Genomic DNA, 26,170 nt, shown 5'->3' on the forward strand with positions numbered 1-26,170 from the left:
AACGCGGGGCCCGTTCAGGCTGTTGCGTTGAGATTGAAAATCAACCTGGCGTCTTTCCGCAGCGTGAAGTCCACGCCGTATTTCTTGGCGCAGGGCTTAAAAAGTCCAATGTTGGCGTCGGTGATCTCGATATTGGACAGGGCCGCCCCGTGCTTTTTGAGCTGCTTTAGGCTCTGCTGGCCGTGGTGCAGCTTGGTCTTGCCCTTGTTTTGGGTTTCCAGAAACTTGCGGGCCGCCGCTTGCAGCACTTGGGCCGTCAGCTTGGCCGATTTGATGGAAAAGGCCATTGTCTTTTGGGTTACTTCCTCCTGCAATCGCTATCCCTCCTTTCGCAGAAGTGCGGCGGCACGGTTAAGGTGGCACCGTCAGCCGCCGCAGGAAACAGAAAAGGGACAGCCGCTTGCGCCGGTTGTCCCCGATTAAATCCTCACCCGCAGGCCGGAAAGGTCGTCGGCACGGATGCCAACCAGATACCAGTCGTCCCCGTACTCAATGCGGGTGGGCTTCCACCTGCCGCCCACCATCACGTCAAAGGTTTCTCCACAGTGCAGGCCGCCGTAGTAGTCCGCCAGATCAAAGCGAATGTCGTAACGGTCGCTGCGCTCGTCAAAAATCAATGCACCCTGTTTCATAGGGCCGTCCTCCTTTCAGATTTTTCCGGTGTTCATGTCATGGGCCACCAGCGCGGCATAGTACCCGTTGATCGTGCTGGGCGCATTGAACAGCATAGCCAGCAGGTATTTCTTGATGTTGCGGATTTCCGAAGTGTTCTTGCTCAAACAGTCAAAGACAAACTCGATGTGAGAGCTGTCCAGCTTCATAAACTTGGATTTCACCAGCTCTGCCGGGTAATCGTCCCCGGCAATGCGGATGGTCTTGCGGGCGCTGCATACGCTTTCCACCAGCAAGTCCACAATCTCGTCCAGCGTTTCCCGGTCAATGCCCTTGACGTGCTGGCAAAGGTGTTCGTACTCGATGTTGTCCATGATGATTTGACGATAAATCTCTATAGCGCTCTGTGATTTCGCTTCCGTTCCTTTCCGTTCCGGCGGCTGTGCCGCCTCGTCCTCCAAAGGAGAGGGTCGGGAAAGGATAGGAATGGGATCGGTAATTGATACATCAGTAATTGATTTTTCTTTACTTGATATATCTTTATTTAATTGCGTTGGTTTTCCCAACGTAGGCTTTTCCTGCGTTGGATTATCCAACATTGGATTTTCCAACGTAGGTGAATCCGGCACAGGCTGGGGCTGTTCATAGATCACATAGTCCGCGCCGCGCAAGCGCCCTTGGCTGTCGCGCTCACGGGATCGGACGATGTACCCGGCCTGTTCCAGCTCCCGGATTGCGGCCCGGATCGCGTCGATCTGCTCCCGGTTGATAAGGGATAAGCCTTTGAGCGTATAGTCCCAATCTTCCGGCAGGGAGAGCATTTGCGATAACAGGCCCTTGGCTTTCAGGGATAAGTCCTTGTTCCGCAGATGGTGATTGGACATCACCGTGTAGCCCTTGTTACGCTCTACACGAAATACTGCCATATTCTCAACTCCTTTCACTCGAAATGTCACCGCGTCGTAGGCGGTCAGCTTGCCCGGCTGGTAGGGACATTCCGCATAGACGCAGAATTGATATTTCCAGTGCGGGCGATAAAAGCGGCAGGTGCCGCAGTCCTCCGGCGTGACCGCCTCGCCGCTGTCGTAGTGGTCGAAACCGGGCTTGCCCTGCATGAGCTGTTCAAAGGCCCGGTCGCTGCCGGAAGTGAAGTACATAGGCCGTCGCCTCCTTTCTGCGTTTGGGCAAAAAGAAAAGCCGCAGACTTTTTCAAAATCTGCGGCTTAGCCGGGGAACAGAAATGGGCGCTGTCATGCTTGACAACACCCTGTTTCTGTCTGATTATTCAGTTGTTTTGACCTGCCCCGTTTTCCGCTGCCCTTAAAAACATTGTTTTTACTGGGCTTTTCCATGTTTTCTTATGGCACCACGGTTAAGCGGTACTTCTTTTTTATTAATCCGGTGGCGAAGATGAGCCAACCTGGGACATGGAATAGGTCACCAGCTAATGAATTTTGCAGCACACGCGCCTCTACCATGTATCCTTAGTCCCGAGGGGCGGGGCATAAGGTCGATCGCAAGTTCCGCACGAGCCGGAGAGCACTTAATATGCTCTCCGTGCGAGCAGGACTGTCCGAGCAGGCGACCTTATGCCCCGCCCCTCGGGACGACGAGACAAGGCAAAGGAGCAGCCATGGCAGGCAAGCCGCAAACACTAGCTACGACCTCGGCATTCGAGATCTTAGGCCCCGTCATGGTCGGCCCCAGCTCATCGCATACCGCCGGCGCCCTGCGGTGCGCACAGGTGGCCGCCAGCTTGCTCGAGGGCCGCATCACCAAGGTTACCTTTGGCCTGTGGAACTCCTTCGCGCACACCTACCGCGGCCATGGCACCGACCGCGCGCTTGTCGCGGGCATCCTGGGCCTCGACACCGACGACGAGAACATCAAGCAGGCCTTCGACCTCGCACGCGAGCAAGGCCTCGAATATCACTTTGACATCAAGGGCGACGACGCCTCCATCCACCCCAACACCGTCGACATCGACATGGTCGATGACACGGGCGCCACGGCGCAGGTCCGCGGCGAGAGTCTCGGCGGCGGCAAGATGCGCATCAGCCGCATCAACGGCATCGGCGTCGACATCTCGGGCATGTATTCCACGCTCTTCGTGGCGCACCACGACGTCCCCGGCGTACTTGCCGCGCTCACGAACCTGCTCGCCTACGCACACGTGAACATCGCCTTCTGCCGCACCTACCGCACCGAGGTGGGCGGCCAGGCCTACTCCGTCTTTGAGACCGACGGCACGCCCGATGACACCGTCATTCCCATGCTGCGTAAACTCGACAACGTCGACTACGCCACCTTTATTGAGCTCCCCGGCTCGGCATCATCGCTCTCACCCGGCGTCTCGGCCAAGGAGATCTTCGATGACGGTGAACAGCTGCTCGACGCCTGCGCCGAACTCGGCCTCAACATCGGCGCCGTCATGGCCGTGCGCGAGGCGCGCCTGACCGGCGAGGCCCGCGCCGTCGCCGCCATGCGCCGCGTCCTCGACGTCATGCGCGAGGAGACCACAACCCCCATCGCCAATCCGCAGCGATCACTCGGCGGGCTTATCGGCGGCGAAGCGAAGCTCGTCGATGCCACCGGCCGCAACGATTTGAGTGCAAGCCTGATGGGCGCCGTCCAGACCGAAGCCGTGGCCCGTGCCATGGCCGTACTCGAGCGCTCCGCCACCATGGGCGTGATCGTTGCCGCCCCTACGGCAGGCTCCGCGGGTGTCGTCCCCGGCTGCGTGCTGGCGCTCGCCGATCACCTGCAGCTCGATGACGAGCAGGTCATGGATGCCCTCTACTGTGCCGCCGCCATCGGCCTCAACCTCACCACGAGCGCCTGCGTCGCCGGCGCCGAGGGCGGCTGCCAGGCCGAGGTGGGAAGTGCCGCCGCCATGGCCGCCGCCGCGCTGGTGCAGATGCTCGGCGGCACCCCCGAGCAGGCACTCGACGCCAGTTCCATCGCGCTGAGCAATCTGCTAGGCCTCGTTTGCGACCCCGTGGGCGGACTGGTCGAGGTGCCGTGCCAAAACCGCAATGCCATCGGCGTGGCCGCGGCCTTCAGCTCGGCCCAGCTCGCGCTCGCCGGCATCAAGAGCCTGGTGCCGTTTGACCAGATGGCGCATGTGATGCTCTCGGTGGGCCACGCCCTGCCGGCAACCCTGCGCGAGACGGCCAAGGGCGGCATCGCGCAGGCTCCGGCCGCACTTTCGGCCTGTGCAAAATGCGGTGTGTGCGGATAGCGACAAAGGACGACTCAAAGGTGGGACAAATGTCCCACCTCTTTTGAATGCCACCGTTTCCGTACCACAAACAGCAGGGCAATCGCTATAATGCAAGCCCAGTAAAAACACGATGAGCCGCAAGGCGAAATTCGAAGGATATGCATACGATGTCGCAAAACGATCGAACTCAACTGATTCCCGATCCGCAGCAGCCGAGCAGGCACACCGGCGGCGTTCAGTCGCCGCGTCCTATCGCGCCGAGTCACGGTCAGCAGCGTGGTGCGGCAAACGCTTCCCAACGGCCGAACCAGCAACGTCAGCAGCGCCAGGCAAACGGCAATGCGCCCAAGCAGCCCCCCGCGCATGGTCGAGGCGATCGCGGCCCCACGCGCAAACCCGCCGAGAACAATAAGTCGGGCAAAAAGACGACGCTCTTTGTCGTCCTGGGTCTTATCGTCATTGTCTATATCGTAGGCGTCGTAGCGTTTTCCCAGCTAGCCTACCCCAACACCACCATCGCCGGCGTCGACGTCTCGTTCTCCAACGCTTCGTCTGCCGCCACCAAGGTTAACTCGGCATGGAAGCACTATAAGCTCACCGTGACGGGCGATGACTTTAGCTGGACCTATCAGCCCGAGTCCTATGAGCCCATTGTCGACGGCGAAGCTGCCGCAAAAGAGATTATCAGCCACAACGAAGCCTTTATATGGCCGGCCCGCCTTGTGGAATCCTTGAGCGGCAAGACCAAAACAACCGCTACCTCCAACGAAGTTGATCTTGATCAAGACGTCGACCTGTCCATGCTCTCCGACACCTTTAACCAAAAGAAGTTTGAGGAGGATCTGGGCGCCGCCATCGACGAGTTTAACGAGGGGCGTTCGGGCACGTTCGAAGCCAATAGCTCCTATGACGAGCAAGCGGGCAAATTTACCGTCGAGAAGGCGCGCTCCAACGAAAAACTCAACCGCGAGCATGTCATTAAGTATGCCGAGCTCGAGCTTGCCTCGCTGGCCGAGACCGTAGATCTTACCAAGCTCGGCAACGATGCCTATGAGCCGCTCAATGGAACGCTGACCGATGATCAGATTCAGGCCGCATGCGATGCCGCCAACAACTTCCTGGGCGTCAACGTGACCCTCAAGCTCAACGGCGAGGATGCCGGCAAGGTTGATGGCGGCTCCGTATTGCAGTGGATCAGCTTTGCCGATCCGGCCAACCCCACGCTCGATACGTCGCAGATCAGCAGCTGGGCAGCCGAGCTCGCCAACGGCTTTAATACCGTGGGCTCCACTCGCTGGTGGACGCGCGCCGATGGCAAGCAGTGCGCCGTCGAAGGCGGCGACTTTGGTTGGTCCATCGACAGCAGTTCGCTCGCCAAGCAGGTCGAGGACGCCATTAACAACAAGCAGACCGGCGAAATCGAGATCAAGTACTCCCAGAAGGCCGACACCTTTACCGCAAAGGGAGAGCCCGACTGGAAGGCATACGTCGATGTCGATCTATCCGAGCAGCACGCGCGCTACTACGACGAGAGCGGCAACATCGTGTGGGAGGCCAACTTTATCTCCGGCAAGCCGGGAGAGGACGCCACCCCCGAGGGCGTATGGCAGATTAACAGCAACGATGGCGCCAGCAAGCTCATCGGTGCCAAGGACCCTGAGACCGGCAAGCCAAAATACGAGAGCCCGGTCAGCTATTGGATGCCGTTTGAGGGAAACATGGTCGGTTTCCACGATGCAACGTGGCAAAACGACAAGAGTTTCGACGATCCCAACTCCTACAAGTGGTGCGGCAGCCATGGATGCATCAACCTTCGCCTGGCCGACGCCAAGGCGCTGCACGATTGCATCAAAGTCGGCCTGTGCGTGGTTGTACACTCGTAGTGCAACGCGCACATTCATACAACATGGAACTGCTGCGACCAATCTAACAGTTCCGAAAGAAACCGTCCTATGCGCCCGTCCCAACCGGTGGGCGCATATACTTATCGAGGTTCTTTCTATAAAGGAGACGCTATGCCGAATGTCCCCACGATCACCCCGGGCCCGGATGATACCGAGCACACGCCCGAAGGTGTCACCGAAACGCTTCCTCTAATCACAGACATACATGCCGACAAGGAGAGCGGACGCACGAACGATACGGCCGAGATTTCCGATGAAGAGGCATATGCCAAGCTCAAGGCAAAACGTGCCGAACGTCGACGCAAAAAACTGATTCGACGCGGTATTGCCGCCGGCGTCGTGGGTGCCATCGCGCTCATTGCCATTGTCGCAACCCTGGTTATCAATGCGCAGCCACAGGGCGCTAGCGGGCCTGTGACCGACATGGTGACCGAGGGCACGTTTACCACAACGGTCGAGGCGAAAGGCCAGCTTAAACCCATTTCGTCCTCAGTGGTCTCCCCTTCTGTCGACGGTACGGTCGATTCGATCAACGTGCAGGCAGGCCAATCCGTCAACGAGGGCGACGTGCTTATGACCATTAAAAACGACGAGCTCGATCGCAACGTTGCCGAGGCGCAGCGTGCAGTTGCAGCCGCTCAAGAAGACCTCGCCAACGCACAGAAAGCCGCAGCCGCCGCGCAGGCCACCCCAACGACGGACGTCGATGGAGCTTCCACAGCGGCTGACATCTCCGCCGCATCAGCGGACACGAACGCCGTATCGGCCGCGCAGCGCAGCCTCGCATCGGCCCAGGCAAACCTAGACCAGGCGAACGCCAAGGCCGCCAGTCGCACGGTCACGGCCCCGAGCTCGGGTAGCATCGTGGAGCTCAACGCCAAGGTGGGCGCCACGGTAACAGGCGGCATGATCATGGGCGAAAGCGATACGAGCGGCGGCAAGCAGTGCATGCAGATCGCCGACCTGTCCAAGATGAAGGTGACCGTGCAAGTGGGTGAAAAGGACATCGCCAAAATTGCCGTGAGCCAAAGCGCCAACGTGACCTATCCCGCGTTTCCCGATATCGTGAGCCAGGGCACCGTCACGGCTATCGCCTCGGTGGCAAACTCCGACTCCTCCTCCGGGAGCGGCGGCAGCGTGACCTTTAACGTCGACATCCTCATCGAAGCACCCGACAGTCGCCTTAAGCCGGGTATGACTGCCGAGGTCTCGGTAGTGACCGAGAAGCTCGACGACGTGGTGATGGTGCCGACGATGGCGCTCATGACCGATGACGGCGAACACTATTACGTCAACGTGGCAACCGATGACGAGGGCAAGCAATCCCGTCGCGTGAAGGTGACCGTCGTGACGCAAAACGACAACGAAGCCGTAGTCGGCAAGACACAGGTCAAGCACGACGACCAGGGCAACGAAATCAGCCCTGACGTGCCGGTCACCAAACTGCGCGATGGTGACACCCTCGTCATGGACACCGGAGCGGACGCAACGGCTGACGGCGGCAACAGCGCGGATTCGGGCAGCATGTCTGCCGACGAGGGCATGTAATGCGTCCCGTCATCGACATTCGCAACGCGCATCGCATCTTTGAGAGCGAGGCGGGTTGCGCCCATATCTTGCACAACGTGAGCCTGGCGGTAGATCCCGGCGAGTTCGTCGCCATCACCGGCCCCTCGGGCTCGGGCAAGTCAACGCTCATGAACATCCTGGGCTGCCTGGACAAACCGACGGCAGGCGATTATTACCTGCAAGGGCTCAACGTGGCCGAGCTCGATGATGACGAGCTCACCGAAGTCCGCGCCCTGAGCATCGGCTTTGTCTTTCAGAGCTTCAACCTGCTGCCGCGCCTGTCGGTCATCGAAAACGTCATGCTGCCGCTGGCATACACTAACGTGCCCCGTAGCCAGCGTGAAATGCGCGCCGTACACGCGCTGCAGGCCGTCACGCTGCCCGTCGACCACTGGGACCACCGCATATCCGAGCTCTCGGGCGGCCAGATGCAGCGTGTCGCCATCGCACGCGCCCTCGTCAACGATCCGCCCATCATTTTGGCTGACGAGCCGACGGGAAACCTGGACTCCGCCACGGGAGCGCTCGTCATGGAAACCTTCCACAAGCTCCAGGAGCGCGGCAAAACCATCGTGCTTATCACACACGACCCCGGCATCGCCGCCGAGGCCGACCGTGCCGTGACCATCCGCGACGGTCGCATTCACGACGGCGCGTATATTCCGCATGCACCGCGGACCCTGCGCAGCGCCGTAGATAGCCTGCCCATGATTTCCGCCTCCGCCAACCCGCCGAAAGGAGTGATGGCATGAGCGCCAGCGATCTCATCCAGGAAGCCCTTCACTCGCTCGAGGCCAACAAGGGGCGCAGCCTGCTCACCATCCTGGGCATTGTCATCGGCATCGCCTCGGTCATTGCCATGACTTCGCTCATCGGCGGCATCCAAAACAGCTTGGTCAACAGCCTGGGCCTCAACGCAGCTCGCATGATTCAGATCTATTCGTCCCAAGAACTCACTGATTCTGACGTCCAGAAGCTTCAAAAACTGGTGCCGCAGATAGAGCAGATCGGCATTGTCGACAGCGCGTATACCGAGTACAAGACCGGCGATAAAAGCTATACCGTCATGGCACAGGGTGTCGATAGCAACATGCTCGACGCCGTGGGGGCCAGCAAGCTCGTTGCGGGGCGCACCTACACCGATGTCGAGTCAAAGGCAGGCTCGCGCGTGGCGCTCATCAGCCGCGGCGGCGCCGATCAGCTTTACGGCAACGAACAGGATGCGCTGGGGAAAACCATCAAGGTGTCTAACGGCGAGGTGCAGATTGTAGGCGTGATTGATGGCGGCAGCGACTCCATGGGCTCGCTCACGCTGTATATGCCACGCGAAACCATCGCCGGGCTGTTTGGCGACGAGAATCCTTCATTCCCCAGCGTGACGGCACTTGCCGCCGAGGGCTCGGACATGGATGAGCTTTGTAAGACCATCGAGTCCAAGGTGCGCGCAATGAAAGGCATCGAGGAGGAGGATGAGTACGACAGTGTATCGGCGACATCCATGAAAAGCGCCATCGATTCACTCAACTCCTTTATGGGCGCGTTCTCGCTCATCATGGGTGCTGTCGCCAGCATCTCGCTGCTTGTCGGCGGTATCGGCATTATGAATATGATGCTCACCAACGTGACTGAGCGCATTCGAGAGATCGGCATCCGCCGCGCTCTGGGCGCCAGTCGTCGCGATATCACCGCGCAGTTTTTGGCCGAATCTTCGGCGCTGTGCGTCACCGGTGGCCTACTGGGTGTCCTGATAGGCTATCTGCTGGCCTGGGGCCTCGCGATGTTTGCCTCCGGATCAGGGATTCTTGGCGAGCTGGGTGCCAGCGGGCAAATCACACCGAGCTTTTCAATCGCCACGGTACTGCTGGCCTTCGCCGTATCCGTCGGCATCGGCGTAATCTTTGGCTTCTACCCCGCTCGACGCGCGGCAAAGCTCGACCCGGTGGAGTGTCTACGCTACCAGTAAGCCACCACCAACAAGTTGCGGTGAATTAGGGACTGAATATGCTATCTAGCAGTAAAAACAGACACTATTTCACCGCAACTTATTGAAGGGCTGTTTGCGCCAGTTCCGGGCGTCGTCCTCGAGCTATTGGCGGATGACGGGCTTGTACGGGTCGAGCTTACTCGAGGCGATCCTCCTCGCGGGCGGGAGGGCGCGCAGGCGCGGCGAGCGCCTAGCGCGCGAACTCCCGTAAGAGCGCGTCTTCCACTTCCCGAAGCGAAAGGGCCCCGCTTCCCTCGGCGGGACGGGTGACCACGATGCAGCGCGCTCCCACGTCGCGCGCGGCGGCGAGCTTCTCGGCCGTGCCGCCTACGGTTCCCGAGTCCTTGGTCACAAGCCACTGGGCGCCCACCTGCCGTAGCATCGCCTCGTTGAGCTCGCGGGTGAAGGGCCCCTGCATGCCGATGACGTGCGACGGCGAAAACCCCGCGTCGATGCACTTCGTTATAGCACCGGGCAGTGGGAGCACACGCACGAAGAAGCGCTCCGCGAAATCGGCGACGCGCGTGTAGGGAGCAAGCTCCTTGCTCCCCGTCGTGAGAAGCGCACGACCCGGGTTCTCGGAGAGAAAGCGCGCCGCGCAGGCGATCGACGCGACCGACACGACGCCTTTGGGCAGCGCCTCGGCCGGGCGCGCAAGGCGCAGGCATCGTGCGCCCACGGCGAGCGAAGCGGCCCGGATGTTGCCGCTTGCGAGCGTAGCGAAGGGGTGCGTGGCGTCGACGACGATGCGCGCGCCGAATAGCTCGCGCTCCATGTCGGCCTCGTCGAGCCTGCTCGCATGCACCTCGATGCCCGGAAGCTCGCCCAAAAGCTCACCTCCGTACTCGGTTGCCGCGTAGGCACGGGCGGGGATGCCCGCCTCGCTCGCCCATTCGCATAGAAGGCGGCCCTCGGTGGTGCCGGCGAAGATGCGCAGCGCCGGCACGGATGCGGGGGCCGTCACTTCGCGCCAGCCGTGCGCGTGATCTGGTAGAGCAGCGCATTCATAATGGCGGCCGCCACGGTCGAGCCGCCCTTGCGACCCCTCGCGACGATGGCCGGCACGCGTCGCGCGAGTAGCTCCTCTTTCGCCTCGACCACGTTCACAAACCCGACCGGCACCCCAACGACGAGCGCGGGCGCGATCTTCCCCGCGTCCATGAGCTCGGCGAGGCGCAGAAGTGCTGTGGGAGCGTTGCCGACGGCCACGATGAGCGGACCCTCGATGCCGCAAGCTTTGTCCATGCTCGCAACGGCGCGAGTCGTGCCCGCGGCGCGCGCAGCCGCGGCGACATCAGGGTCGGCCATGTAGCACACGGCCTTGCAGCCGAGCTTCGCGAGCGCGGGCTTGCTTATGCCTGCGAGCGCCATGTTCGTGTCGGTGAGCACCGTGGCCCCTGCGCGCAGTGCGTCGAGCGCACAGTGCGCGGCGTCATGGCTGAACACGAGGGAATCGGCGTACGAGAAGTCGGCAGTGGTGTGGATGACGCGCTTCACGACGGGCTCTTCGAGCGGCGGGAACGTGCGGCCGCCGAGCTCTTCGGTGATGATCTCGAAGCTGCGCCGCTCGATGTCGCCGGGCGCCATCTCCTTGGAATCCATCTAGTACTCCACTCCTTCCCTTGCACATATCCCCTGAGCGTAGGGGTGTTTCTCGCACCGCATCTCGGTTATGTAGTCGGCCTTCTCCACGATCTTGCGGGAAGGCGCGCGCCCGGTGAGCGCTACTTCGACGCCGCGCGCGGACATATCGAGCGCGCGGTCCACGAGCGCCTCGTCGACAAGCCCCTTCGAAAGCGCGTCGAGCGCCTCGTCGAGCACGAGCAGCCCCTCCTGAGCGCCCTCGAACTCGGCGAGCGCGGAAGCGAGGTTCCCATCGTGCAGCTCGCACGTCGCGGCAAGTTCTTCCGACGTCATTGACCAGGTAAACTTGTCCGACACCTTCCCCGCGAACACGGGCACGCCGAAATGCTCGGCGAGCAGGCGCGCCTCCCCGCTTTCGCCGTCTTTCAGGAACTGCACGACGACGACGCGGCGGCCTGCGGCGAGCATGCGAAGGGCGAGGCCCATCGCCGCCGTGGTCTTGCCTTTGCCGTCGCCATGATACACGTGGATCATACGCCCTCCTCGATAATGCGGTAGACATACTCCATGTCGAGCGCCGCGCGCACGACGTCGGCCAGGCGGTCGAACTCGCGCGCACGGTGATCGGCTGCGGACGCTGCGCCCGCAGCACCCACGACGCTCTCGGGCAGGCCGCGCATGCGCGCGAGCGAGCGCGCGAGGGCGAGCGCCAACCCCGGTTCGTCGAACAGGCCGTGGAGATAGGTTCCGAACACGTTTCCGCAGGCCGCGCCTTCTGGTTTGCCGCCAATCGTGCCTGCAGGGGCGCAGGAGACGGTCGTTTCGCCGTCGTGAATCTCGTACCCGCGTGCCGTCATGCCGTTCCACACCGAGAACGCGCCTTGGGCGCCCGTGATGCGCAGCTCCGACTGGGCGAGGCGCTTTTCCTCCTTGAACACCGTGCTTGCAGGGATGAGCCCGAGCCCGCGCGCGGTGCCAGCGCCTTCCCTGCCGTGCGGGTCGGAAAGCTCGTCTCCCAAAAGCTGGTAGCCTCCGCATATGCCGAGCACCGGCGTGCCCGCGCCCGAAAGCGCGCGTACACAGGCTCCGATGCCGCTAGCCGCAAGCCAGCGCGCGTCGTCGAGCGTGGACTTCGAGCCGGGGAGCACCACCAGGTCGGGTCGGCCCAGATCGGTCGTCGAGGAAACGTAGCGCACGCCCATGCCTGGCACGCGCGAAAGCGGGTCGAAGTCGGTGAAGTTCGACAGATGCGGAAGGCGCACGACGGCGACATCGATGACGCCGCGCGCCTCGCGGGCAGATAGGCGCGGCGCGAGCGAGTCCTCGTCGTCCAGGTCGAGCGTAAGATACGGCACGACCCCCACGACGGGAACCCCGCACATCTTCTCGAGCGGGGCCAAACCCGGGCGCAGGATTTCCACATCGCCGCGGAACTTGTTCACCACAAGCCCCCGCAAAAGCGCGCGATCCTCGGGCGCAAAGAGCGCGACCGTACCGTAGAGCTGGGCAAACACCCCGCCTGGGTCGATGTCGCCCACGAGCAGCACGGGGGAGGACACGGCGCGCGCGAGCCCCATGTTGACGATGTCGTTTTCGGAAAGGTTGATTTCGGCGGGGCTGCCGGCGCCCTCGATGACGATGACGTCGTTTTCCTCCGCGAGAGAATCGAACGCCTCCAAAATCTGCGGCATGAGCGCCTTCTTTCGCGCGAAGTAGTCCCTCGCAGCGAAGACTCCCTTCGCCTTGCCGGCCACGATGAGCTGGCTTCGGTGGTCGCTTTCGGGCTTGAGAAGGATGGGGTTCATGCGCACGTCGGGCGCGATTCCGCACGCCTCGGCCTGCATGATCTGGGCGCGCCCCATCTCGAGCCCGTCGGCCGTGACACCGCTGTTGAGCGCCATGTTCTGGCTCTTGAAGGGAGTCACGCGCAGGCCGTCCTGCGAAAGCACACGGCACAGCCCCGCCGCAAGCAGGCTCTTCCCCGCGTTTGACATGGTGCCCTGGATCATGATGGGCTTCGCCCTACCCACGGGTATCGACCTCCTTCGCCGAGCCTCGGCCATCCGCGCCCGCCATAGCGCCGCTACAAGAAGCGCCGCCCCGTTCATCGGGTTCGCCTTCGCCCGATGCACCTTCCGCCCGAAGTGCGCGGCTGAACGCCATCGCAAGCCGGGCATTCTCCTTGCGCGTGCGCACCGCAACGCGGCACCAGAAACGGGACAGTACCGAAAACGAGTCGCACGTGCGGACCAAAACCCCCTGTTTATACAGGCGCTCGGGGATGTCTTTCGCCGGCGTGCGGACTAAAAGGAAGTTCGCATCCGACGGCACGACGGAAAGCCCGAGCGAGGAGAGCTCGTGGGAAAGCCACGCTCGCTCGCCCGCCAATACGTCGCGCGTGCGCGAGACGTATTCAACGTCTTCCAGGGCGGCGATACCCGCGGCCTCGGCGACCGAGGAGACGGGCCACGCCTGCCCCGCCCGGCGAATCCCCTCGATGAGTTGGGCGTTTCCGCTGATCAGATATCCCAACCGCAACCCCGCCATTCCGTAGAGCTTAGTGAACGCGGAGAGCACGGCCACATGGCGCGAACACGCGGCACGTGCGGCCACGCTCCTTTCGCGGGCGTCGGGCGCAAATCCGAGGAAGCACTCGTCCACGACGAGCAGCGCGCCCACCTGCTCGCAGCGGCAAGCCGCGGCATCGATCACGCTGGGGTCGACGAGTCGCCCCGTCGGATTGTTCGGATTGCAGAGGTACGCCACGTCTCCCGGCCCCTCGATCGCGCGGGCGAAGGAGGCGGGCACGTCGAAGTCGTCCGCTTCGGAGAGCGGGAACTCCTGCACGCATGCGCCGTAGTACGATGCCGCCTCCGCATATTCAGAGAACGTCGGCGCGCACACGACGATGCGTTTCGGGCGCACCGCCGCGGCGAGCCGCCAGATGATGTCGGCCGCGCCCGCGCCGCAGACGATAGTATCTTCGGGAATGCCCTGGGCGCGCGCTAGGGCGCGAACGAGGGCGAGGCTTTCCCTATCGGGGTAGGCGTCGATTCGAGAAAGCGCCTTGCAAGCTGCGGCGACGGCGCGCGGCGAGGGGCCTGCCGGATTCACGTTCACCGAGAAGTCAATGAGGTCGGAGGCGCCCCCTTCACAAGCGATGCCGAGCGATTGCGTGCTACCCCCATGCGCACGGGCGCGCAGGATTCCCCCGGCAGCCCGGGGCGCGGCGTGGTCTTCCCTCATGCCATCGCCCCCACGGCGAGCACGACCGCCGCGTGCACGGCACCGAAGACGACGAGCGCGCATACGGACGCGGCGAGCATGAGCCTTGTCGCCCGGGCGATGTCGCCCCACTCGATTTCACGGGACGCGTCACCTATCGTCGGTTTCTCAACGAGCTTGCCGAAATACACCGCGGGTCCTGCCAGGCGCAGCCCGAGCGCGCCCGCGCACGCTGACTCGGTCTGTGCCGCGTTCGGGCTCGCATGGCGACGCCTGTCGCGGCGCCAGATGCGCGCCGCCCCGCGCGCGTCGAGCCCGACGATCGGGCATACGGCGATCATGAGCAGGGCCGATAAGCGCGAGGGAATCCAGTTCACCGCATCGTCGAGGCGCGCCGAGGCGCAGCCGAAGTCGATGTAGCGCTCGTTTTTGTAGCCCACCATGCTGTCGAGCGTGTTCACTGCCTTGTACGCCATGCCCAAGGGCGCACCCCCGATCATAAGGTAGAAAAGCGGCGCGATGACGCCGTCGCTCGCGTTCTCCGCCACCGTTTCCACGGCGGCGCGCGCGACGCCCTGCTCGTCGAGAACAGACGTGTCGCGTCCCACGATGAGCCCGACGGCTTCGCGCGCCGCGACAAGGCCGCCCCTCGAGAACGCACGGGCCACGGCCAGGCTCTGGCGGCGCAGCTCGCATGCCGCGAGAATCTGATAGCTCGCCCATGCCTCGGCCACGAAGCGCAGGCCGGAGTGAACCATGCCGCAAAGATGCAGGATTCCCCAGGTCAAAAGCCCACACGCAAGCGGAAGCGCCACGGCGAGCACAAGCCCTGCGGCGCGCGTGCCCGCGGACGTTTGCGGGAATGCGCGCCGCAGGCGGCCTTCGGCCCACGTGATCGCGCGCCCCATGGCGACGACGGGATGGGGAAGCCAGCGCGGGTCGCCGAAGGCAAGGTCGGCCGCGAACCCGGCGACGACGGCAAGAATCGTCATCACCGGGCATCGCCCCCCGAAGCGGGACGAACGTCGCGAAGGCTGCGCCCATCCCAGGTGGCGGCCCATGCGCCGCCCGGCTCGGTATGCACGTCGAAGTATCCAATTTTCGGGACAGCTAGCTCGGAAAGCAGCGCTTTCACGGTACCCGCGTGAACGACGAAGACGGCGCGCCCACTCCCCTGGACGCGCTCCGATTCGCACGCCTCCCGAAACGCCGCGACGACGCGGCGGGTGAAATCGCTCTTGCCCTCGCCATGCGGACAGCGCGTCTCGCACCAGGAGTCAACCCAGGCGCGGTAGCGCGCATCCTCTTTAAGCTCGGCGGCGCTTCGCCCCTCGAAGTCGCCGAAATCCATCTCGCGCAGACCGGGGCACGCCATAAACTCCGCGTTCGGGAAGAGGATGCGCGCCGTCTGGTCGGTGCGGGCCATGCCGCTCGTGATAACACGGAACACGTCACGATAGCACGCGAGGTCGCGCAAAGCGCGCTCACCCGCGCTCGACAGGGGCTCGTCGGTGCCCGCCCCGCTGTAGCGATGGTCTTCCGTGCCCGCCGTGGCACCATGGCGCACGAAGACGACTTCCAAAGGCGCGCCCGCGCCCTGCGTCCCTCGAGGCGCATCCGCAAGGTTTCCTTTGATGACCTGGGGTATCCCGCACGTCATGCGCACGACGACGTCGGCGCGCGCAGCGAGCGCGCATCCCAGGCGCCCCGCGCGCTCGCGCCATTGGGCGTCTTCCGCACGCATAGGGACGACCCCCGAGCCGACCAAGGACAGAATCACAACGTCGAAGCCGATCAGCCGCTCAAGCGCCCGGTCAGCGTCGAGCGCGCGTACGAGTTCCTCAGCACGGTAAGCGACACGGCCGGCAAAAGCCGCGGGCACGCCGCCCTCCGCAAACTGCGCCGCGTCGACGAAATCGTCCGCCGCGAACCCGAGCTTTTCGCGCACGAAGGTCCTCTTCCCCGAATGCGCGCCACCTACCACGAGCATCATAGGAGCATGCCCCCCGCCACCAGCATGGCAAGCATCGCGAGCTCGGCCCATTGCAGAAACCATCCGGCCAAATCCCCCGTCACTCCGCCGAAGCGGGACAGAGCAACATGGCGGTACCACGCGAGCGCCAAAAGCCCCGCCACCGCCATAAGGGCGCCGACGGCCTGAGCGCACGCGACCATCCCTGCAGCCGAAGCCGCAGCGAAAGCGCAAAGCGGCACGACGATCGCCGCGCGCTTCTTCGCAGGCGAGAGCCCCGCGGCCATGCCGTCCGCCCGCGCGGCAGGCCAGCATTCAACGGCGAGCCCCGAAAGCGAGCGGGAGAACACGAGAGAGCACAGAAGCGCGAGGAACGCCCCCGCCGTAAGCGACAGCGCGGTGAAAAGGGAAAACTGCAGAATAAGGTACACAACAACACCGATGACCCCGAAGGCGCCCGCCCGCGGGTCGTGCATGATCTCGAGCTTTCGCTCGCGCGGGGCCCAACTTGCAAGCGCATCGGAGGTGTCGCAGAGCCCGTCTAGGTGGATGCCTCCCGTCACCGCCACAGGCAGCGCCACGAGCACGGCCGCGACGATGGTCGCGGGCACGCCGAGCAGGTTCGCAACGTGTCCCCACGCCGTCATGAGGAAGCCTTCCGCAAGGCCCACCAGGGGAAACGCGGCAAGCGCATGGGTTGACCCGAAATCGGTCCAGGCCGATTTCGGGACGGGGATGCGCGAGAACGTTCCGAACGCCGCGCCGATTGCCTCTACCATCTTCACCTTGTAGGTCCTTCGCCTTTCATCCACACGGGAATCCCGCATACCACTTCGACTGCGCGGTCGGCCAGCGCCGCCACACCCGCGTTCACGCGCGCGAGCGCGCGCCTCCATGCCTCGGTCCCCTCATCGTAGCGCATCCCATCGGCGAACACGTCGACGGTGACCACCACCGTATACGCAGCGGCCTGAGCGAGCCGTTCAATGCCTCTGAGCACCTCGCGCGCCGCAGCGTCGGGGTCATGCGGGGACAAGCCGCCTTCCGCGAAGAGCTCGTTCGCAACCAGGTTGCCCACGTCCTCCAAAAGAAGCGTGCAGCCGCGCGGAAGCCCGGGCACTGCGGCGCCCACGTCACGCGTGCACTCGAGGGTAGAAAACCCCTTGCCCTCGCGCAGCGCCCGATGGCGCGCGATGCGGCGGGCGCCCTCTTCCCCGAAGGGCTCCATCGTTGCCAGGTACACGCGGGGGCCGTCGTGCCCGAGGCACAGGGACTCGGCGTAGGCGCTCTTGCCGCTCGCGGCGGCGCCGATAACGAGCGTCACCGTCATTTCCCGGCCTCGAAATGCTCGTAAGCAGCCATGCCAGTCGCCGTGAACGTCTTCCCATCCCGGTACACGCGCAACGCCGAATCCAGAAGGGGCAGATACGCCATGGCTCCCGCGCCCTCGCCCAAGTGCATGCCTGCGTCGAGTGGTGCCTTTATGCCGAGCTCGCGAAGGAGCTCCCGGCTTGTGGGTTCGCTTGATGCGTGGGTGCCCACGAGGTAGCCCAAGGCGTTGGGGCACAGGCGCGCCGCGCACAGGGCCGCCGTGCAGGATATGACCCCGTCGAGGAGCGCCGGTGCCTTCGAGACCGCGGCCCCCAGGTAGAAGCCGCACAACGCAGCGATGTCGAAGCCGCCCACCTTCGAGAGCACGTCGATCGGGTCGGCGGGATCGGGCGAGTTCGCGTCGATAGCGCGCTCGACCACGTCGCGCTTGCGCGCGAGCGAGGCGTCCGAGAGCCCCGCGCCGCGCCCGACAAGGCTCCGCGCGTCCGCCCGGATGAGCACTGCGGCCACCGCCGCCGAGGTGGTCGTGTTGCCGATGCCCATCTCGCCCGCGGCGAGAAGGCGCACGCCGGCGCGGGCAAGCCCGCACGCGACGGCGATTCCGACCTCGATCGCGCGCACGGCCCCATCGCGAGACATAGCGGAGCCGAGAGCGATGTTGCCGCTCCCCCGCCGCACGTTCGCGCGCACCATGCGCGCGTCTTCTATGCCCCGGGCCATACCCACGTCGACGGGCACGACCTCGGCACCCGCGAACGCCGCCATGCGGCAGGCGCTCGCGGCCCCCTCGCACATGTTGCGCGCGACGGCTCGCGTCACATCTTGCCCGCTTTGCGACACGCCTTCGGCAACGACCCCGTTGTCGGAGAAGAATACCGCGAGCGCACGGGGAAACTCGGCCACCTCGGCGCTCCCCTGAGCTGCGGCGATACACGCGACGGCGTCTTCAAAGTCGCCCAATCCCCCCAAGGGGTGCGCGATGGAGTCCCACGCGGCGTACGCGGCGGCACGGGCGCACTCGTCTGCGGGCTCGATCCGGGAGAGCGCGGCTTCGAGCACGGCGCCCGGCGCCGACGAGAACGCGCGCTCGACTTCCTCGCGGATGCAGGCAAGCGCGGTTTCGGTTGCTTCAGCCATGCCGCCTCCTCTCTGCGAACGACGCTGCGGCAGACGCGAACGCGCGCGCAACGTCGGGGTTCGCAGGATAGTACACATGCGGGAAGCCCGCCACCAGGGACGGGGTGGTCGTCATGCACGGCCAGCCCTTGTCGCGCCGGGGCTTCTGCGCCCAAAAGTCGCCGCCCGGGCAGGTGGACTGCCAGTAGTGGAACTCGTGCGCGCGGATGCGTGTGCCGCGCGGCCCGTAGAGCCCGTCGCGTTGGGAAGTAAGCTCCACGTACCCGAAATGGGACAGCCTTCCCCCGTTCTCGCTTGCGCCCTCAAGGGCGCCCGCAACAGGCCAGCGCCGCCCCTCGCTATCGGCGATTTCGCGCTGCAGGTAAAGAAACCCACCGCATTCGGCGACCGTCGGCATGCCGGATTCCACCGCGCGCCGCACCGCCTCGCGCATCGGCGCGTTCTCGGAGAGCTGCCGCGCATGGAGCTCCGGGTAGCCGCCCCCCAGATAGAGGGCGCTTGTCCCCCGGGGCAACTCGCTATCACACAGGGGGCTGAAAAAGGCCAGCTCGCAACCCAGATCCTCGAGCGCGCGCAGGTTCTCCTCGTAGTAGAACGAGAACGCCTCGTCACGCGCGACGGCGACGATGGGCCGCGCTCCCGCGATCGGCTCCAACCGGTAAGGTTCCTCGCGGATATCGGGTGCCGTCGCCGCTATTTCGAGCAAGCGGTCGACGTCGACGCTCTTTTCCACCAGCTCGGCCATCTTGTCGATGCGCGCGGAGAGCTGCTCGACCTCGTCGGCGGTCACAAGCCCCAGATGCCGGCTTTCGAGCGAGAACGCCTCGTCGGCGGGGATATTCCCCAAAACCGCGACGCCCGTGTGCTTCTCGATCGCAGGCGCCGCGTAGGCGCAGGCAGCGGCGCTCGTCTTGTTCAGCACGACGCCGCGCACGTTCGCACAAGGCAGGAACTCGGCGATGCCGCGGATTACGGCGGCGAGCGATAAAGACGCCCCGCGCCCGTTCACCACTAAAACGACCGGCGTTTCCGTGTCGCGCGCAACCTGATAGCTGCTCGCGTCGGCCACGCCGGGCGCCATGCCGTCATAGAAGCCCATGACCCCCTCGAGCACCGCGACATCCGCGCCCGCGGCGCCGCATGCGAGCAGTGCGCGCAGCGTCGGGGCGTCGGTGAAGAAGCCGTCTAAATTGCCCGAGCGCGCACCCACGACGCGGCGATGAAAGAGCGGGTCAATGTAGTCGGGGCCGCATTTGAAGGCCGCGCATGCAAGGCCGCGGCGCGCGAGCGCGCGCAGGAGCGCGCACGTTACGACCGTCTTGCCGCTCCCGCTCGAGGGCGCAGCGACCATGAAGCGCGGGATGGACGTGCTCACCGGGCGCCGCCTTCCCCACCTGCGGCGCTGCAGTTAGCAAGCGAGACCACCTCAACGGATGGGTTCCCCTCGACAGAGAGGTCCTCCCCGACAGGCGACTCAGCAAGCGCGCCGACTTCGGCAAGCTCCTCGGCATCCGCGCCCGCACCACGCGCGCTGACGAGGAACACGGGGTTTTGCGCCTTCATAAGATGGTGCGAGCCTACAGCCTCGGCACGGGCGGCCGACACCTGGCACGCCTCGAACCCCTTAAAGCGCGAACCCGAGAGGAGCGCGAACGCCTCGGTGAGCGTCTCAACGGTGACGCATGGCACGCACAGGCGAACCTGCGAGTTCTTCTCGAGCGCCGCCTCCACGATGGAGGGAAGCTCGCCCGCGCTCCCGCCGACGAACACGGCGTCGGGGACGGGCAGTTTCGCGAGCGCTTCGGGGGCGACACCGGGGACCGCATGCACGTTGCCGCACCCGAATGCATCCGCGTTCTCTCGGATGAGCCGCACGCCGGTCGCGTTGCGCTCGACCGCCCATACCGACCCCGCTCGCGCGACGAGCGCCGCCTCGATCGAAACGCTCCCCGTGCCGGCGCCGACATCCCACACGGTGTCGGTCGCGGTAAGGCGCAGCTTCGCGAGCGCGACGGCGCGCACCTCCTGCTTGGTCATGGGAACGTCGCCGCGGATGAAGAGCTCGTCGGGAATGCCCGAGGAAGCGTACGGCCAGCGGGAGCTCGCGGCGCGGGATGCGCCCGCAGAGTCCGCCGCGAAAGAAGCCGCCGCGGGCGCAGACGCGCCGGCCGGCGCCTCGGAGGCTGCGCTAGAGCCCGCAGGCGAACCGGCGCAGCCTGCGAACTCGATAAGCATCACGTTCAAGTCGTCGAACGTCTGACCTGCGATTTCACTTGCGGTCGCGCAGGTGATGCGCTCGTCGGGGTACGACAGGCGCTCGGCCACCGTCACGCGCGCGTCCCCGAAGCCAGCCTGCACAAGCTCGCCCGAAAGCCGCGAGGGGTCTTCCCCGCCCGACGTGGCGAGGAAGAGCTCACCTGCGCGCTCGGCCTCGGCCACGATGTCGCACGCCACGCCGTGAGCGCTCGCGAAGCGCCAATCCTGCCATGGACGCGCGAGGCGCGCGGCGAGATACGACGCTGAGCTTATGCCGGGAATGACGCGCACGTCCACCTGCGCGTCGCCGGAGAGCGCCTCCACCAGGCGGCGCGCGCCGCTGAACAGCCCCACATCGCCCGTCATCACGACCACGGCGCGCTGCCACGACGCCGCATCGGTGAGCGCGGCGACGATGTCCGCCGTCTTCACGAGCTCGCATCTCACCACGTCGGGCGGCACGTCGATGCTGACAAGCGCGCGATGAGCGCCGATGACCACGTCGGCGATGTCAATCGCGTCGAGCGCCGCGCGCGAGAGCAAGTCGGGGTTTCCGGGCCCCGCCCCGATGATCGTTACCTTTCGCATGGAATCTCCCGATACCCGCGCGGCGTGACCATACGGCCGCCTACGCGCTTCGTGTCCGCGTTGCCGACGAACACGGTGGTGAACATGTCGGCGTCGAACTCCCCCAGCTCGGAGAGCCTGCACATGCCCGACTGCTGCCCCTCGCGCCCGATGTTGCGTACCCAGCCGCAGAGCGTGTCGGGGGCCTTCCATTCGAGCATAATCTTCGCCGCGCGCGAGAGCCTGTCGGCGCGCTTTCTGCTGCGCGGGTTGTACAAACAGATGCAGAAGTCGGCGCTCGCCACGGCGGCGAGCCTGCGCTCGATGACCTCCCACGGCGTGAGCAGGTCGGAGAGCGACACGACCGCGAAGTCGTGGGCAAGCGGGGCGCCGAGCACCGCCGACCCGCTCTGAGCCGCGGTGGCCCCGGCGATAACTTCCACGTCTACATCGGGGTAGTCCTCAGCAAGCTCCAGCACGGGGCTCGCCATGCCGTACACGCCCGCGTCACCGCTGCACACAAGCGCCACGGCTTCTCGGCACTGCGCGCGCGAAAGCGCCAGGCGGCACCGCTCGACCTCGTGCATCATCGGCGTCGCGAGATGCGCCGCGTCGGGCACGGCGGCGAGCGCGAGCTCCACGTATTTCGTATACCCCACAACGATGTCGGCCGCCTCGAGCGCGCGCCGAGCCGCAATCGTCATGCCGTCGGGGCCGCCCGGGCCGATCCCCACCACGAAGAGCTTTCCCATCACCGCTCCTTAAACGAAAGTTCGATAGTTACCTTGGAAAACGCGACGGTCACGCCGCCGTGAGCGAGCTTCGGGAAGATAAGTTTGCCCCCGCCCGCGAGCGCCGCGCGCTCGCACACATTGTCGACCCCCACCGTCGCGCGCACGAAATCAGATGGCGAAACGCTACCTTCGACCTGCGACAACTCCTCTGCGGAATACGTCGCAAGCGGAATCTTGCGCGCGCGGCAGAAGGCGAGCAGACCCTCCTCGTGCGCCTTCACGTCGATCGTCGCCGCCTCGCGCACGGCCGAAGGCGAGATACCCGCCTGCCCGCACGCGAGAAGAAACGCCTCCCCGATCGCTTCGGCGCACGCACCGCGACGGCACCCTATGCCCGCAACGATGCAGGGCACGACAAGGCGAAGCGGCTCGGGCGCAGGCGCCTGCGCCCGCACGCCCGCCGGCTTCCCCGTCTCACCGGCGGGCACGACATCGCCCGTCGTCTCCGCTGCGCGAACGGACGCACCTGCATTCGCGCCAGCGAACGGCGACACGACGATATCGGCCCGAGCGCGGTCGGACGCAATGTCAACCCCCTCAGGCGGCTGTCCCGAAATCGGCATGTCGGAATAGAGCGCCACGCGCCCGCCCGAAAGCAGCCGCGCCGACACTCGCTTGATGGCCTCGGGATTCGAAACGGCGAGCCCCGCACAGCGCGCCCACGTATCCACCGCCCACACGCCGCGGACGTCGGTCGCCGTGGTGATGACGGGGATGGCCCCTGCCGCGCGTGCCACAGTTTGCGCAAGCTCGTTCGCACCGCCCAAATGCCCCGACAAAAGCGGGACGGCAAAGCGCCCCGCCTCGTCGATTGCCACAACCGCGGAATCGCTTGCCTTCGAGGCGACATGCGGCGCGATCGCCCGCACGGCGATGCCCGCCGCGCCCACGAACAGAAGCGCGTCCGACGCTTCCCACGCGAGCGCCGTCCATGCGCGCAGGTCGGCCTTCCCCTCGCCGAACCCGCGCGAAACGGAAACGTCCCAGCCAGGGTCATCTTCACCTGTCTGCGCGCAATCGGAAAGCGCGTGTGCGGTGCGCTCCGCCAACGCATACCCCCTCTCAGTGAACGCTATGCAGGAAACCCTCATCTAGCGCACCACCATCGTCGAGAAGTAACTGCCCCGATCGGGCACATCGTCGAGCGAGCGGTACACGCGCTCGCCCGGAAGCCCACAGTCCTCTACGAGCTCGGCACCGTCGAAGGCGCCCTCCTCGCGAAGGATGCGCTTCGTGTCCGCAAGCGAGCGGCGCGCCTTCATGACCACCTTCGTCCCCGGCCAGCCGATTGCGCGGCGCACGTCGTCGTAGCCGCCGGGCACGATGTGCAGAGGCGACGACATCTCGGGCGTGAGGTCGCGCTCGAGCGCTGCGGCGACCGCGCAGAAGCTCGGCACGCCGGGAATGGCGCGCGCCTCGAACCCGCAGGCGCGCACGTCGGGCGCTATGCGCTGGAAGGTGGCGTAGATGCTCGGGTCCCCCAGGTTCAGCAGCGCGACGTCGCGGACCGCATCCAGGTGCGCGACAAGCTCGCGAACAAGCGAGGCATGCTCGGCCGCGCGGCGCTCGACGTCGCGCGTCATCGAGAATCGCACGGGGATCACCGTCTTGCCTGTAAGGTCGACGGCGCCGCGCACGATGTCGAGCGCGACCATGGCCCCGTCCGCCGTCTGCGGTGCGGCGATGACCGGACACGATTCGATTGTGCGGACGGCCTTGATCGTGAGCAGCTCGGGGTCGGCAGGCCCCGTGCCCACCCCGTACAGCACGCCTTTACTCATACGTAGCCCCCAATTCCCCGATAACTGCATCAGCGCCCGACGTGCGGAAAAGCTCTCGGCGCTCGGCGTCGAACACGACCGCGGCGATGTCGCATGCGCCCGCCGCGCGGCGGCGCAACCTGTCCTCGATTGCCACAGCGAGCGAGGCGGACGCAGCGTCCCCCACGCCGGCGGCCTCGATTACCTCGAGCGCCGCCGTGGTCGTGACCGACGACATGATCTCGCACACGGTCTTCGCGCCCGCGCCGGCCAAGGCCGCGTGGGCGGCCAGAATCTCCGCGCGGCAGTCGGCGGTACGCGAATGGGTGTCCATGATGCCGCCCGCGACCTTCACCAGCTTGCCGATGTGTCCCACAAGAAGGACATTGGTAAATCCCTCGCGAACGCAGCAATCAATCGCATCGCCCACAAAGTTGGAGATGAAGACCACCGGCGCACCGTTTAGGTGAAAATGCCCCGAGATGAACTGCGCGCCGTAGTTGCCGGGCGTGAGCACAACTCCGCGCCGCCCCATAGCCGCATGCTGCCGGATCTCGAGCTCGATACTGTCGCGCAAGGCAGCGAGGCTGCGCGGCTCGACGATGCCCGTCGTGCCCAGGATGGAAATGCCGTCCTCTATCCCCAGGTGTGGGTTGAAGGTCTTTTCGGCAAGGGCAACACCCTCGGGTACCGAAATCGTCACAGCAATATTTCCAGAAAAGCCGTGCGCGGCGCACACCTCGCGCACCGCCGAAGTGATCATCGCGCGCGGCGTCGCGTTGATAGCGGCCGACCCCACCGGCTGCTCGAGCCCGGGCAACGTCACGCGCCCCACGCCCACGCCGCCATCGACGGAAACTTCCGATTCGCGCGCGGGCACGCCCTTGCTGCCCGCAGCGCCCGTGCCCGACCCCGCATGTTCCACGCGCGCGTACACGAGCACGCCGTCGGTCACATCGGCATCGTCGCCTGCGTCCTTTCGCACGGCGCACTGGGCGCACCCCTCGCCGATACATGCGTCAACCACGTCCGTCTCGACAGGCAGCCCGCCGGGGGTGACGATCGACACGCGGCCCACGGTCTTTCGTGACAAGAGCATCTCGCAGGCCGCCTTCGCCGCGAGCGCGGCGCAGCTCCCCGTGGTGTAGCCGCAGCGCAGGCGGGTCGTCCCGGTATATATGTAGTGCTCGAAGGCCACGCTAGCTGCTCGCCTTTCGATACCCCGTGGCAAACGAAGGGTCGTAAAGCTTGCTGCGCTCGTACGACTCCGCTTGCGCGCCGTTGTGCGCAAGCCCGCCACGAGCTCCGAGCACGCGGCCCACCACCACGAGCGCCGTGCGGTCGATGCCCTCTCGCGCGCCCGCATCGGCGAGCGTGCCCACTGTGCAGCGCACCACGCGCTCCTCAGGCCAGGTCGCCTTGTACACGAGCGCCGCCGGCTCGTCGGAGCTGCGGCCCGCGCCCAAAAGCTCGGCGGAAAGCTCGGCGAGCATACCCGAGCTCAGGAAGATGACCATAGTCGAGCCGCTTTCCGCCATGGTGCGCATGCCCTCGCCCGCGGGCATGGGGGTACGTCCGGAAAGCCGCGTGATCACGACCGACTGGCTGATTCCCGGCAGCGTGTATTCCTGGCGAAGCGCCGCCGCGGCACCGCAAAAGCTCGACACGCCGGGCACCACCTCGTAGTCCACGCCGCGCGCGTCGAGCGCGTCCATCTGCTCCTGGATGGCGCCGTACAGGCACGGGTCGCCCGTGTGCAGGCGCACCACTTCCTCGCCCCGCGCATCTGCCGCGCACATCACGTCGAGCACTTCCTCCAAGGTCATGTGCGCGCTGTCGTAGACAACGCAGGATTCCTTGCACTCGGCGAGCAGCTCGGGATTCACAAGGCTTCCCGCCCAAACGACTACGTCGGCCGCGCGCAGAAGGCGCGCCCCGCGCAGCGTGATAAGGTCGGCGGCGCCCGAGCCTGCGCCAACGATATGAATCATCCGAGCCTTCCCTTCCCGTTTCTCATCGCAACCGTTTACGCCGCCATTCGCGCAGCGGGCAAAACACGGCGCCTGCGGCAGCAATCGGCGCAAATACGCAGGCAGGAGGCGCAATGCCGCCCGCGCTGGCTTTGACACGTTCACAAGTGCCCACTATCATAGTAAAAGTTTCGGCAACGAGCATATGACAATCGGATAAAAGGAAATGACCGGCGCGGCGCCTGCACAGCCCGCGCTGGCTTGCGGAGGGAACCAGGTGG

General features: G+C 65.2%; 24 protein-coding genes and 1 pseudogene. 5 read left to right on the forward strand and 20 right to left on the reverse strand.

Translation table 11 applies throughout. The features are described from left to right. Nucleotides 1-50: 50 nt before the first annotated feature. From DW892_RS03050 to DW892_RS03060, 3 genes and pseudogenes are all read right to left on the reverse strand, one after another. Nucleotides 51-314: pseudogene (locus DW892_RS03050) on the reverse strand (PcfB family protein); the annotation flags it as partial. 105 nt (nucleotides 315-419) lie between these two features. Beyond that, the gene (locus DW892_RS03055) at nucleotides 420-632 is read right to left on the reverse strand and encodes a DUF5348 domain-containing protein (RefSeq protein ID WP_007047432.1); all 213 of its coding nucleotides are present in this window, start codon (nucleotides 630-632) and stop codon (nucleotides 420-422) included. A 15-nt stretch (nucleotides 633-647) separates the two neighbouring features. Continuing rightward, nucleotides 648-1,538: a DUF6017 domain-containing protein gene (locus tag DW892_RS03060; RefSeq protein ID WP_199577675.1), complete on the reverse strand. Its 891-nt coding sequence runs from the start codon at nucleotides 1,536-1,538 to the stop codon at nucleotides 648-650. 707 nt (nucleotides 1,539-2,245) lie between these two features. On the opposite strand from DW892_RS03060, the gene sdaAA reads away from it, so the two are divergent. From sdaAA to DW892_RS03085, 5 genes are all read left to right on the forward strand, one after another. Beyond that, nucleotides 2,246-3,853: an L-serine ammonia-lyase, iron-sulfur-dependent, subunit alpha gene (sdaAA, locus tag DW892_RS03065; RefSeq protein ID WP_117765599.1), complete on the forward strand. Its 1,608-nt coding sequence runs from the start codon at nucleotides 2,246-2,248 to the stop codon at nucleotides 3,851-3,853. Nucleotides 3,854-4,002: 149 nt separating this feature from the next. Then, nucleotides 4,003-5,718, forward strand: a complete 1,716-nt coding sequence (locus DW892_RS03070; RefSeq protein ID WP_158567012.1) for a L,D-transpeptidase — start codon at nucleotides 4,003-4,005, stop codon at nucleotides 5,716-5,718. Nucleotides 5,719-5,850: 132 nt separating this feature from the next. Beyond that, the gene (locus DW892_RS03075; RefSeq protein WP_158567013.1) at nucleotides 5,851-7,287 is read left to right on the forward strand and encodes an efflux RND transporter periplasmic adaptor subunit; all 1,437 of its coding nucleotides are present in this window, start codon (nucleotides 5,851-5,853) and stop codon (nucleotides 7,285-7,287) included. After that, the gene (locus DW892_RS03080; RefSeq protein WP_117765605.1) at nucleotides 7,287-8,060 is read left to right on the forward strand and encodes an ABC transporter ATP-binding protein; all 774 of its coding nucleotides are present in this window, start codon (nucleotides 7,287-7,289) and stop codon (nucleotides 8,058-8,060) included. The genes DW892_RS03075 and DW892_RS03080 overlap by 1 nt, the downstream gene beginning before the upstream one ends. Continuing rightward, nucleotides 8,057-9,271: an ABC transporter permease gene (locus DW892_RS03085; protein ID WP_117765607.1), complete on the forward strand. Its 1,215-nt coding sequence runs from the start codon at nucleotides 8,057-8,059 to the stop codon at nucleotides 9,269-9,271. The genes DW892_RS03080 and DW892_RS03085 overlap by 4 nt, the downstream gene beginning before the upstream one ends. A 211-nt stretch (nucleotides 9,272-9,482) precedes the next feature. Here DW892_RS03085 and cobK read toward each other — a convergent pair whose 3' ends face one another. The 17 genes from cobK to cobM are packed head-to-tail and all read right to left on the reverse strand — an operon-like array spanning nucleotide 9,483 to nucleotide 25,910. Beyond that, nucleotides 9,483-10,256: a precorrin-6A reductase gene (cobK, locus tag DW892_RS03090; RefSeq protein WP_117765609.1), complete on the reverse strand. Its 774-nt coding sequence runs from the start codon at nucleotides 10,254-10,256 to the stop codon at nucleotides 9,483-9,485. Then, on the reverse strand, nucleotides 10,253-10,894 hold the full coding sequence (locus tag DW892_RS10470; RefSeq protein WP_187364970.1) for a precorrin-8X methylmutase: 642 nt from the start codon (nucleotides 10,892-10,894) through the stop codon (nucleotides 10,253-10,255). The genes cobK and DW892_RS10470 overlap by 4 nt, the downstream gene beginning before the upstream one ends. After that, nucleotides 10,895-11,410, reverse strand: coding sequence for a cob(I)yrinic acid a,c-diamide adenosyltransferase (locus DW892_RS10475; protein ID WP_187364971.1), 516 nt, complete (start codon nucleotides 11,408-11,410; stop codon nucleotides 10,895-10,897). Further along, nucleotides 11,407-12,906: a cobyric acid synthase gene (locus DW892_RS03100; RefSeq protein ID WP_233546789.1), complete on the reverse strand. Its 1,500-nt coding sequence runs from the start codon at nucleotides 12,904-12,906 to the stop codon at nucleotides 11,407-11,409. The genes DW892_RS10475 and DW892_RS03100 overlap by 4 nt, the downstream gene beginning before the upstream one ends. Next, nucleotides 12,899-14,122: a histidinol-phosphate transaminase gene (locus tag DW892_RS03105; protein WP_158567014.1), complete on the reverse strand. Its 1,224-nt coding sequence runs from the start codon at nucleotides 14,120-14,122 to the stop codon at nucleotides 12,899-12,901. Before DW892_RS03105 ends, DW892_RS03100 begins: the two co-directional genes overlap by 8 nt. Next, nucleotides 14,119-15,093 (reverse strand): adenosylcobinamide-phosphate synthase CbiB, encoded by a 975-nt coding sequence (cbiB, locus tag DW892_RS03110; protein WP_117765615.1) that lies wholly within the window; start codon nucleotides 15,091-15,093, stop codon nucleotides 14,119-14,121. The genes DW892_RS03105 and cbiB overlap by 4 nt, the downstream gene beginning before the upstream one ends. Further along, nucleotides 15,093-16,049: a histidine phosphatase family protein gene (locus DW892_RS03115; RefSeq protein ID WP_233546791.1), complete on the reverse strand. Its 957-nt coding sequence runs from the start codon at nucleotides 16,047-16,049 to the stop codon at nucleotides 15,093-15,095. The genes cbiB and DW892_RS03115 overlap by 1 nt, the downstream gene beginning before the upstream one ends. Nucleotides 16,050-16,090: 41 nt before the next feature. Next, nucleotides 16,091-16,852: an adenosylcobinamide-GDP ribazoletransferase gene (cobS, locus tag DW892_RS03120; RefSeq protein ID WP_158567015.1), complete on the reverse strand. Its 762-nt coding sequence runs from the start codon at nucleotides 16,850-16,852 to the stop codon at nucleotides 16,091-16,093. Nucleotides 16,853-16,854: 2 nt separating this feature from the next. Further along, nucleotides 16,855-17,403 carry a bifunctional adenosylcobinamide kinase/adenosylcobinamide-phosphate guanylyltransferase gene (locus DW892_RS03125; protein WP_117765620.1) on the reverse strand — a complete coding sequence of 183 codons (549 nt, stop codon included), beginning with the start codon at nucleotides 17,401-17,403 and terminating at the stop codon, nucleotides 16,855-16,857. Next, nucleotides 17,400-18,542 (reverse strand): nicotinate-nucleotide--dimethylbenzimidazole phosphoribosyltransferase, encoded by a 1,143-nt coding sequence (locus DW892_RS03130; protein WP_117765622.1) that lies wholly within the window; start codon nucleotides 18,540-18,542, stop codon nucleotides 17,400-17,402. Before DW892_RS03130 ends, DW892_RS03125 begins: the two co-directional genes overlap by 4 nt. Next, entirely contained in the window at nucleotides 18,535-19,917 is a 1,383-nt protein-coding gene (locus DW892_RS03135) for a cobyrinate a,c-diamide synthase (RefSeq protein WP_233539073.1), read from the reverse strand. Before DW892_RS03135 ends, DW892_RS03130 begins: the two co-directional genes overlap by 8 nt. Continuing rightward, nucleotides 19,914-21,386, reverse strand: a complete 1,473-nt coding sequence (gene cbiE, locus DW892_RS03140; RefSeq protein WP_117765624.1) for a precorrin-6y C5,15-methyltransferase (decarboxylating) subunit CbiE — start codon at nucleotides 21,384-21,386, stop codon at nucleotides 19,914-19,916. Before cbiE ends, DW892_RS03135 begins: the two co-directional genes overlap by 4 nt. Continuing rightward, a complete protein-coding gene (gene cobJ, locus DW892_RS03145) occupies nucleotides 21,374-22,117 on the reverse strand; it encodes a precorrin-3B C(17)-methyltransferase (RefSeq protein ID WP_117765626.1) in 744 nt (247 codons plus the stop codon). The genes cbiE and cobJ overlap by 13 nt, the downstream gene beginning before the upstream one ends. Then, a complete protein-coding gene (locus DW892_RS03150) occupies nucleotides 22,117-23,250 on the reverse strand; it encodes a cobalt-precorrin 5A hydrolase (protein ID WP_117765628.1) in 1,134 nt (377 codons plus the stop codon). The genes cobJ and DW892_RS03150 overlap by 1 nt, the downstream gene beginning before the upstream one ends. Continuing rightward, complete coding sequence (gene cobI / locus DW892_RS03155) at nucleotides 23,251-23,916, reverse strand: precorrin-2 C(20)-methyltransferase (RefSeq protein ID WP_199577663.1); 666 nt, start codon at nucleotides 23,914-23,916, stop codon at nucleotides 23,251-23,253. A 16-nt stretch (nucleotides 23,917-23,932) separates the two neighbouring features. Then, entirely contained in the window at nucleotides 23,933-25,117 is a 1,185-nt protein-coding gene (gene cbiD, locus DW892_RS03160; protein ID WP_222847532.1) for a cobalt-precorrin-5B (C(1))-methyltransferase CbiD, read from the reverse strand. 1 nt (nucleotide 25,118) lies between these two features. Further along, nucleotides 25,119-25,910 carry a precorrin-4 C(11)-methyltransferase gene (gene cobM, locus DW892_RS03165; RefSeq protein ID WP_117765632.1) on the reverse strand — a complete coding sequence of 264 codons (792 nt, stop codon included), beginning with the start codon at nucleotides 25,908-25,910 and terminating at the stop codon, nucleotides 25,119-25,121. Between the last annotated feature and the right edge of the window lie 260 nt (nucleotides 25,911-26,170).

The organism is Collinsella sp. AM40-7AC, assembly GCF_003468125.1.
Taxonomy (GTDB): Bacteria; Actinomycetota; Coriobacteriia; order Coriobacteriales; family Coriobacteriaceae; genus Collinsella; species Collinsella aerofaciens_O.

Bases quoted from the DNA above. Each gene is read 5' to 3' on its own strand.
- DW892_RS03105 (WP_158567014.1), bottom strand. From the start codon at position 14,122: ATGAGGGAAGACCACGCCGCGCCCCGGGCTGCCGGGGGAATCCTGCGC.
- DW892_RS03130 (WP_117765622.1), bottom strand. From the start codon at position 18,542: ATGGCTGAAGCAACCGAAACCGCGCTTGCCTGCATCCGCGAGGAAGTC.
- DW892_RS03080 (WP_117765605.1), top strand. From the start codon at position 7,287: ATGCGTCCCGTCATCGACATTCGCAACGCGCATCGCATCTTTGAGAGC.
- DW892_RS03060 (WP_199577675.1), bottom strand. From the start codon at position 1,538: ATGGCAGTATTTCGTGTAGAGCGTAACAAGGGCTACACGGTGATGTCC.
- cobM (WP_117765632.1), bottom strand. From the start codon at position 25,910: ATGATTCATATCGTTGGCGCAGGCTCGGGCGCCGCCGACCTTATCACG.
- sdaAA (WP_117765599.1), top strand. From the start codon at position 2,246: ATGGCAGGCAAGCCGCAAACACTAGCTACGACCTCGGCATTCGAGATC.
- DW892_RS03085 (WP_117765607.1), top strand. From the start codon at position 8,057: ATGAGCGCCAGCGATCTCATCCAGGAAGCCCTTCACTCGCTCGAGGCC.
- cbiE (WP_117765624.1), bottom strand. From the start codon at position 21,386: ATGCGAAAGGTAACGATCATCGGGGCGGGGCCCGGAAACCCCGACTTG.
- DW892_RS03075 (WP_158567013.1), top strand. From the start codon at position 5,851: ATGCCGAATGTCCCCACGATCACCCCGGGCCCGGATGATACCGAGCAC.
- DW892_RS03055 (WP_007047432.1), bottom strand. From the start codon at position 632: ATGAAACAGGGTGCATTGATTTTTGACGAGCGCAGCGACCGTTACGAC.
- cobS (WP_158567015.1), bottom strand. From the start codon at position 16,852: ATGGTAGAGGCAATCGGCGCGGCGTTCGGAACGTTCTCGCGCATCCCC.
- DW892_RS03150 (WP_117765628.1), bottom strand. From the start codon at position 23,250: ATGAGGGTTTCCTGCATAGCGTTCACTGAGAGGGGGTATGCGTTGGCG.
- DW892_RS10470 (WP_187364970.1), bottom strand. From the start codon at position 10,894: ATGGATTCCAAGGAGATGGCGCCCGGCGACATCGAGCGGCGCAGCTTC.
- cobJ (WP_117765626.1), bottom strand. From the start codon at position 22,117: ATGGGAAAGCTCTTCGTGGTGGGGATCGGCCCGGGCGGCCCCGACGGC.
- DW892_RS03070 (WP_158567012.1), top strand. From the start codon at position 4,003: ATGTCGCAAAACGATCGAACTCAACTGATTCCCGATCCGCAGCAGCCG.
- cbiB (WP_117765615.1), bottom strand. From the start codon at position 15,093: ATGACGATTCTTGCCGTCGTCGCCGGGTTCGCGGCCGACCTTGCCTTC.
- DW892_RS10475 (WP_187364971.1), bottom strand. From the start codon at position 11,410: ATGATCCACGTGTATCATGGCGACGGCAAAGGCAAGACCACGGCGGCG.
- DW892_RS03125 (WP_117765620.1), bottom strand. From the start codon at position 17,403: ATGACGGTGACGCTCGTTATCGGCGCCGCCGCGAGCGGCAAGAGCGCC.